Annotated in this window: 8 protein-coding genes and 1 pseudogene; all 9 read right to left on the minus strand. The window is 38.3% G+C overall.

Translation table 11 applies throughout. The features are described 5' to 3' along the window. Positions 1-37: 37 nt before the first annotated feature. A complete protein-coding gene (locus F1E73_RS04410) occupies positions 38-700 on the minus strand; it encodes an HAD family hydrolase (protein WP_191088982.1) in 663 nt (220 codons plus the stop codon). After that, complete coding sequence (locus F1E73_RS04415) at positions 684-1,652, minus strand: ATP-grasp domain-containing protein (protein ID WP_150451203.1); 969 nt, start codon at positions 1,650-1,652, stop codon at positions 684-686. Before F1E73_RS04415 ends, F1E73_RS04410 begins: the two co-directional genes overlap by 17 nt. Further along, positions 1,649-2,668: a glycosyltransferase gene (locus F1E73_RS04420; RefSeq protein WP_150451204.1), complete on the minus strand. Its 1,020-nt coding sequence runs from the start codon at positions 2,666-2,668 to the stop codon at positions 1,649-1,651. Before F1E73_RS04420 ends, F1E73_RS04415 begins: the two co-directional genes overlap by 4 nt. 575 nt (positions 2,669-3,243) lie before the next feature. Further along, entirely contained in the window at positions 3,244-3,846 is a 603-nt protein-coding gene (locus F1E73_RS04425; protein WP_150451205.1) for a sugar transferase, read from the minus strand. A 115-nt stretch (positions 3,847-3,961) separates the two neighbouring features. Then, a complete protein-coding gene (locus tag F1E73_RS04430; RefSeq protein WP_150451206.1) occupies positions 3,962-5,161 on the minus strand; it encodes a glycosyltransferase family 4 protein in 1,200 nt (399 codons plus the stop codon). Positions 5,162-5,166: 5 nt separating this feature from the next. Continuing rightward, positions 5,167-6,303: a non-hydrolyzing UDP-N-acetylglucosamine 2-epimerase gene (gene wecB / locus F1E73_RS04435; RefSeq protein ID WP_150451207.1), complete on the minus strand. Its 1,137-nt coding sequence runs from the start codon at positions 6,301-6,303 to the stop codon at positions 5,167-5,169. Between the two features lie 20 nt (positions 6,304-6,323). Next, a complete protein-coding gene (locus F1E73_RS04440) occupies positions 6,324-7,457 on the minus strand; it encodes a polysaccharide biosynthesis C-terminal domain-containing protein (protein ID WP_150451208.1) in 1,134 nt (377 codons plus the stop codon). A 111-nt stretch (positions 7,458-7,568) separates the two neighbouring features. After that, positions 7,569-7,997 (minus strand): dTDP-6-deoxy-3,4-keto-hexulose isomerase, encoded by a 429-nt coding sequence (locus F1E73_RS04445; protein ID WP_150451209.1) that lies wholly within the window; start codon positions 7,995-7,997, stop codon positions 7,569-7,571. Beyond that, positions 7,998-8,186 (minus strand): annotated as a pseudogene (locus F1E73_RS04450) (UDP-glucose 4-epimerase); the annotation flags it as partial.

Consider the following 8,186-nt stretch of genomic DNA (forward strand, 5'->3'; position numbering starts at 1 on the left):
TACGTATGACAGTTATGAGCTACTGCCAATACCAAAATCACCTAGCAACTATATTAATCTCTCCAAGGGAGGAGACGTACTTTTTTGGTTCATGTTCTTTATTAAAATAGAGATGGTTTTCGGTATGGATGTTCAGCCCGTTATCAATCAGTCCTACCGTATCCCATCCCAAGATATTTGGTGTGATAAAGTCTTTTTTTAAATTATCGGCTATATAAGAATAGGACCCCTTTCCAAAGGTGTTTTCCATTTCCTTATAGTTGTTGGGGTGTGGCTTCTCAGTTCCAATTTCTTCTGAGATTACGATATGATCCAAATAGGAAGCAATTCCCAAGGCTTTTATCTTGGCTGTTTGCGTTTGAGTTCTACCATCGGTGATGATTCCTATTTTTCCGTTATACTTCTTAATGTTTTCCAGTAATTCTTTTGCCCCGTCAAATAATTTTATTTTAGGTTGATGTTGTCTGTATTTGGAAATTAACCCGGATTTGGAGACTTGGTAGTAATCGGCAAGAATACCAAAGACATCCTTTTGACTTCGATACAGGGAAATCATTTTGGCATACAATGGAAGGTGGTTGTGCTTTTCTAGGCCACGGGCTATTTCCATATAAGCCGATTTTAGAAATTCGATCTCATTGTACAATGTATCGTCCAGGTCTAATACTATTACGCTTTTATTATCAACTTTCATATCCATGCAATAATATTTCGTCATCATATCTGATCATCAGCAAATTGCTTTCCCACACCTCAAAACTGTCCTTTATTTCTTTTCCTAGGAGATATTCTTCAAGGATCCATTTTGGGAAGTTGGCGCCTGCCAGATAGGTGAGGGGAAACCCACCCCCAAATCTGGGGTTAATTTCTATCCCATAAATAGTGTGATTGGTTTTATGCATAAAAAATTGGGCAGTTAAACAGCCCCTTGCACCTTCAATTGTTTTTAAATGCTTTTTTATATATGGAACCAATTCGTTGTTAAGGGTTAGCCCCTTATTTACCTCCCCGTCCCGTACCTCTATTCGTTTTCTTGGGACCACACATTTTAAGGAACCCTGTTTGTTGTAATACAGATCACAGGTAAACTCATCGTAATGGTCATGATCTAAATATTCTAGGAACATTAATTTTTCATTACTGAAGTGGAAGTCTCTCAGCTCTTCTTTGCATCTAATAATATAATTATCTACGCTTCTGCTCCCGTCCAACGGTTTAATATATAATGGAAAGGAATAGCTATCCTTTTGGTATTCTTTAGCTACTGAGATACCCTTGGAAGTAAAAAACTCATGTATTATCCTTTTATCCCGACACTTTAAAATAAAATCTACGGAAGAGATTACAACATGGATCTGGTTAGTCTCAAATTGTTCCCGATGTTTGGCTAACAACAATAACTCCGTGTCTATGGTAGGTATTACCAAGGAAATGGAATTATCTAGACAGTATTGTAGTAGGATATCAATATACTCTGGGTGGTCTAAGTATGGTAGATCTACAGATTCATCGGCCACAAGGCATGCGGCCGATAGCTTTGGATTGGCGTCAGCAGCATAGACTTTACCGTTGGGGGCCAACTTAGTCACTTCCTTTTGGAATGCCCTTACTAAGGACACCCTTCTTCCTGCAGAGGTTATAATAATGTTCATCTGACTAATTTATAGAAAGTTCTAAAAAACCTAATAAAGGGATTGATTAAAGGTCTATTATTAAAGATGAACACCATAAATGAGTAGTCTAAACCATTATAATCTGGCCCAATAAACTTTTTTAGAGGGTAGGCGTCAATTTCTTGAAACCTAGAGAGCATTTCGGGAACCTTCTCTACCGATATGTCCGATTTCATAAGTCTTACTAATAAAAAGAATACAAAGGACTGTTGTCTTGTCTTAAGTCGGGTAATACACGCTTGGGAATCTTTGTGTTTTGGTGGAATACTGTTTATTAAGGTGTCAAACACTTCTGCTGCATTGGCATTGTCATAGATTACCTTATTGTAATGTTCTGGAGATTTGTTCCGCATGGCAGAGGTGGGAAGAATGCGATACCTATGTGCATCCAGATCCATATGTGCTATCCGCTGGGCCTTGGTAAAAAGTTGGGCGGTTAAAATGGCGTCTTCCATCCACTTTCCTTCTATGAACCGAATTCCACTGTTCACCATAAACTCTCGCCTAATGAGATACCACCAAATTTCATTTTTAAATTTGTAGGTAGCGATATAACCTATTCCGTCCTGTACGTTTATTGTACCGGGGACGGTATCTTTATTGTTAGAAGTGGGTTTACTGTTGTCCTTAACCTCTAGGCTATAAAAGGTTAATATGTCTAATTGATATTTCTCAATGGTGGCCAATAGCTTTGGTAATACCTTTTGGGCCAAATAGTCATCCGGATCCAAGAAGTAAATATAGGTGCCCTGTGCCACATCAAACCCCGAGTTTCGCGCAGCCCCGACCCCAGCATTTTTTTTATCTATGATTTTTATCTGGTGATGCTTTTTAGCATAGGCCTTTGCTATTTCTAGGGTTTTATCCCTGGATTCATCATTGACTACTATAACCTCATAGGTGGCCGGATCCAATCCTTGGTCCAGGAGACTATCCAGGCATGTTGGTAAATATTTTTCCATGTTATAACATGGAATTATGATGCTTAGCTTCATATGTAAGGCAGTAATTTTATTGTCCCCTATTGCAAAACCAAAAAGACATTTTCTCCACGATAATTTTAGATTAGGGTACTTTGATTATGACTTCAATTCTATTGGCATTGCACCACGATTGAAAACAATATGCTCTTAGTCATATTTGTATTACAACATTGGATTGCGTTTCCTATTATTGGGGTAAGTAAAGCGTAAAAATAGTTGGTTGTTTTAACCGTTCCACCTCATATAATAAGTGCCCAAAATCCTATTAAGCAATAAGTAGTACCTCTAAATCATGGATGTTACTATTTAATAATCTGATATAATTTTAAGCTACAACTCTTTCTGGGGAAAAGAAATTATTTGGTTGAATTCTCGTCCAAGGTATAATAATTTCGACCAGAGGTATTAAGATTTAGCAATTGAAAACAGGGTGGTGGCTTGGTAGGTTCAGGGCGAATTATAGGGCTTAAATTTGCGGTGTTTTCATATATTGAGCAAAATGTGATTGGCATAAATAATTGGTAGGATAAGATGGGGCGGGGAAAGCTAAAAACTGAGCTACTGTGACGAAAAATTAAGGTTCCTGGTTAATTACCTTTAAAAAACTCCATGGTAGCACTCGTAGCCGAAGAAATATCTTCCCTTTTAACCACTTTTAGGAAGGTCATCCAAAGAATCTTACAGTCCAATAGAAAAGAACAATTCTCTACATACCATACGTCATAGGCGAATTTTTGTTGCCAAGAGATGGCATTTCTCCCATTTACTTGGGCCCAACCTGTAATTCCTGGTTTAATAAGGTGTCTTTTTTTCTGTTCTTCGTTGTATAAAGGCAGATAAGAAATAAGCAAGGGTCTGGGGCCAATTAGGGACATATCCCCTTTTAGTACATTTAAGAGTTGAGGTATTTCGTCCAAGGATGTTTTTCTTACAAATAGACCAACTTTGGTCAAGCGATCTTCATCTGGTAATAACTTCCCGTTTTTATCTTTTTTATCGTTCATGGACCGAAACTTGATAATCTTGAAGATTTTTTCATGAAGGCCGGGACGCGATTGGAAAAAAAATGGTTTTCCGTTATTGGCAATGAATAGGGTTATAAAAACGACAATGAAAATAGGGCTTAACAGGAGTAACATTATTACAGAAATTACCACATCCAGAATTCGTTTAAGAAAGGTTTTGTACATAATGATGGGTTGATTAGTTTGTTAAAAGCGGTCAAATAAAGGTGTACTAGCTTTTTTTCTTGGTGAGCTATCTAAAATAGAAAAAATATGTTTAAAGTTATTGAGTTCAAATACCTTACCCCCCTTTAATCTCTCTCAGTATGGTATCATAGGCTATCTGGGAGGATAATTGAGTTTTCATATAAATGTATCCGTTTTCTCCCATTTGCCTTCTTAATTCTTCATTTTGATAAAGAATCATCAACTTTTCTTTTAATTGAGTTGTCTTTCCTGCTTCGGCCCATAATCCCGCATTAATTTTTTCCAAATCCGTTCCAAAATCGGTATTCAAGTCAATGGAAGCTAAAATTGGCTTTTTGGCGTTATAATAAGATAATGCTTTAGAAGGGGTGTTTGGAATGGTGAAATTTTCGTTTAGTGATATTAATCCTACATCCGCGATTTGGACAAGTTTAAAGTACTCCTTGTGGCCCACGCCATCCCTCAATTCCATATTAGTAACATTTTTTTTCTGAATTAAGTTTCTTATGGAATCATATTCACTGCCATATCCAAAAATCAAAAATAGGATATCGGATTTATCCCTACAGGCAATGGCAAGGTCAACAATATTTTCTAATTTTTGAGGTTTACCTATATTCCCGCCAAAAATCACGATAAACTTGTTGGTTAATCCCTCTTGTTGTTTTAATACTTCATTTTCTTCTTCAGTTTGTAGGGGCAAAAGATTTGCCCAGTTGGGCAATAAATGAAGTTTGCTTGGATTTAGGTGCGTATTATGCTTTATAACATACGCCTTATTACCTTGAGACATACAGCCAATACGATCTGAAATGGCATATAATTTTCTCTCCTTTTTTCGGAAATAGCTGTGGACAATGCTATTTTTGTGCATAAGGCCAAGGTCAACTGCATTCTGTGGAAAGATGTCCCTTAATATTAAGTAAACCTTTGCATTAGATTTTTTCTTTAACCAATGAACTACACTAAAAAGAGTAATGGGAGGAGTAGGGGTGATGATCAAATCGAAATCCAAGTCAATCTCAAATTTCTTCAGGGCCGTTTTATATTGATAGGGAAGAAGTAGATTGGCAATTCCTTTCATTATTAGGCCCACATCAAACAGGTCCATCGTAGGAACCCTTAGCACGTTAATTCCCGCCTCCACTACAAGACCCTTGTGATCTTCTTCGTAGGCGGGCGCTACCACCAGAACTTCGTGTCCATGATTATGGAGTTGTACTACTAAATCCGTATATAAATATTGCGTCTTCTCAATTCTTGGGAAGGCAAGGGCTAAAAATACAATCCTCATATACCTTAATCTTTAGACCAAACTACCCTGTTGATATAATCAACATAGGAAATTATAATTCGTACTACTTTTTCGCTAACATTTGGCATGGAATAATCCGTTACGGGTCTAAAATTTCTATTGGGATTTCTTTCTTGGACTTCCAAAGCGGCCAGCGCCTGTAGAATACGTTCTGGATTTAGCCCCACCATCATTACGGAAGCTTCTTCCATGGCTTCCGGTCTTTCATGGGCCTCCCTAATATTAAGTGCCCTGAAGTTTAATATGGACGATTCTTCGGAGATAGTGCCACTGTCAGACAACACTGCAAAGGAATGGTACTGTAGTGCGTTGTAATCCGAAAATCCCAAGGGTTTTAGAAATTGGATGTTTTTATGAGTTTTTATCTTTTTTTCATCTAACATGTTCCTAGTTCGGGGATGGGTGGATACAATGATAGGGTAGTTGTACTTTTCAGCAATTTTGTTAAGGGAGGAAATCAGCCCTTCAAAATTCTTTGGATTATTGATATTCTCTTCCCTATGGGAGGAGACTACAAAAAACTGCTGTTTTTCTAGCTGTAGTTTTTCTAGGACATTAGAGGCTTTTATCTTTTCCTTAAATTTCCCCAATACTTCGTACATAGGGCTGCCCGTTTTTATGACTCGATCTGGAGGCAAGCCTTCACGCAACAAATATTCTCTTGCGATATCGCTATAGGTAAGGTTAATATCTGCTATATGATCTACTATCTTCCGATTGGTCTCCTCCGGCACACGCTGATCAAAACAACGGTTGCCGGCTTCCATATGAAAAACAGGGATTTTCCGTTTCTTGGCGGGAATAGCACAGAGACAGGAGTTGGTATCTCCTAGCACTAAAAAAGCATCAGGATCTATTTCCTCTAGGAGGGGGTCTATTTTTATAATGATATTGCCCACGGTTTCCGAGGCATTTTTACCTGCTGCATTTAGAAAATAATCGGGTCTTCTGATGCCCAAATCCTCAAAGAATATTTCATTGAGTTCGTAATCGTAGTTCTGTCCGGTGTGAACCAAGGTATGTGCAATGGCCTCATTGGCATCCAGAGCGTTTAAAACACAGGCCAACCTGATTATTTCAGGTCGCGTCCCCACCACGGTAATTACTTTAAGCTTTTTCAAGGTTGATGTTTTTATGTTGGTTAAACATTTACAAAATAAGTGTCGGCATCCTGCGGGTCGTAAGGCTCATTGATCCAAAATAAAGTAACCAATTCTGTATCGCCAATATTTTTAATATTATGGGTGTACCAAATTGGCATGTCTACATAGGCCGGCTCCTCCCCATCTAGGTAATAATCTATGACTTCATCGGTTCCAATTCTTCGTAGTTGAATGAGTGCTTTACCGCTTATTACAGCAAAGCGCTCCGCTTTTCGGGTATGAAAATGGTTGCCTCTGGTAACTCCGGGAACCGTGGTGGAAAATGAGAACTGACCACTGGTTTGAGTTCTTGCTATCTCTACAAAACTCCCTCTGTTGTCCGTGTGTTTGGTGTATTTAACCGGATAATGATCAGTGGGGACATAGCATCTAAAGGTATTGAAAAGCGCCTTTTCAAAATCGGCCTCCAAATTTGGAAAAATTCCCTTCTCCATATAATCTCTTTTATAACGCTGTAGTAACGCTAGGATTTCCGACACTTTGATGGTTTTGGTAGGGGCAATCTTTATCTCTGAGGAATTGGTAAAGTGCTCCTTTCCTACCTGCTCATTCTTGATAGCGGTTATAAATACCTGTACCAGTTCATTGACATAAATAAGGCCTACATTACTATCTTTGATGATGCTAGGTGTTTCATGGTGGGCTACCTTATGGCAGAAAGTAGCTACCACAGAATTGTAGTTGGGCTTGCCAAAAGGACCAAACACATTAGGGATGGTAAGGGAGGTGAATTTACCGCCTTCTTTTTTCGCCCAATCCATAAAGATTTCCTTCCCTTCTTTTTTTGAGCGTCCATAAAGGTTGTCACTCTCCTCTTGTGAGGAAGAAGAAAAAATAATATGAGGGGTTGCTTTTTTGGAAAGGCAGGCTTTTACCAAGTTATTTACCAATTCTAAGTTCGTATTGTATATAACTTTGGGATCCTCATGGCGATTCATGGCAGCCAAGTGTACAATTACATCACACTTACTTACAAAATCTTCCAATAATGATTGGTTCCCAAAATAGGAACGCTCAAAAGGGACCAAACTAACCGTATCGTCCAGTGATAAAGTATTGTAAAGATGGTTGCCTATAAAACCGGCCTGTCCGGTGATTCCAATTTTTTTCATCCTTCTTTCTTCTTCAATAATTATTAATTTGGTGGTAAGGTTTATAGGGAAACCTTATTGGTATACTGCAATTTAAGGTTTTCTTATTGAAATTGACTGATATGAATTGCATCACCATGTTGCTTTCCACGTCTCTATCGGAAAACGGATATCATCTTTGGCGGATTCCTCTAGGGTAAAGTTGGAAAACACCATTAATTTGGAATGTGGCAAGCTTGCTTTAAAGCCTGTAGCATTTCCACCAGGGACTTCCAATATGAAAGGGTTGTCGGCATTTAGTTCAAATCTTTTGGGGCCTACCTCGGTAGCGGGACTATTATGGTCGGTTATGTTTACGATATTGATCACAAAACTACCGCTATGGCAATAGAACCATTTTTTTTCAAAACTATGACCTTGCCAGGCACGAATTATATCTGTGGAGGAGGGGGTTATTTCATAAAAGCGGACCACCTTGGACATATCAAAGGAATTAAAGAATTTTATTTCCCCTCGCTGGTCCACGAAACTTGATCCTTCAATTGTAAAGGCTCCCTTCATTTATAGATTGTTTTTGATATATTTTAAATTTAACAAGGTCTCCTTTAAAGCATTATTGGTCAATTGTTGCGTGTTGTGGGAGTGGTAATCCTCTATAACGCTAATATCTGTTTCTCCTTCAGAGAAAAACTTGCTATAGTTAAGATCCCTGTTATCTGCGGGAATCCTATAGAAGTCTCCCATATCTTC

Source organism: Arenibacter lacus (genome assembly GCF_008711145.1).
Classification (GTDB): domain Bacteria; phylum Bacteroidota; class Bacteroidia; order Flavobacteriales; family Flavobacteriaceae; genus Arenibacter; species Arenibacter amylolyticus.

Coding starts and splice junctions, on each gene's coding strand:
- F1E73_RS04410 (WP_191088982.1), bottom strand. CDS start 700: ATGGATATGAAAGTTGATAATAAAAGCGTAATAGTATTAGACCTGGAC.
- F1E73_RS04415 (WP_150451203.1), bottom strand. CDS start 1,652: ATGAACATTATTATAACCTCTGCAGGAAGAAGGGTGTCCTTAGTAAGG.
- F1E73_RS04420 (WP_150451204.1), bottom strand. CDS start 2,668: ATGAAGCTAAGCATCATAATTCCATGTTATAACATGGAAAAATATTTA.
- F1E73_RS04425 (WP_150451205.1), bottom strand. CDS start 3,846: ATGTACAAAACCTTTCTTAAACGAATTCTGGATGTGGTAATTTCTGTA.
- F1E73_RS04430 (WP_150451206.1), bottom strand. CDS start 5,161: ATGAGGATTGTATTTTTAGCCCTTGCCTTCCCAAGAATTGAGAAGACG.
- F1E73_RS04440 (WP_150451208.1), bottom strand. CDS start 7,457: ATGAAAAAAATTGGAATCACCGGACAGGCCGGTTTTATAGGCAACCAT.
- F1E73_RS04445 (WP_150451209.1), bottom strand. CDS start 7,997: ATGAAGGGAGCCTTTACAATTGAAGGATCAAGTTTCGTGGACCAGCGA.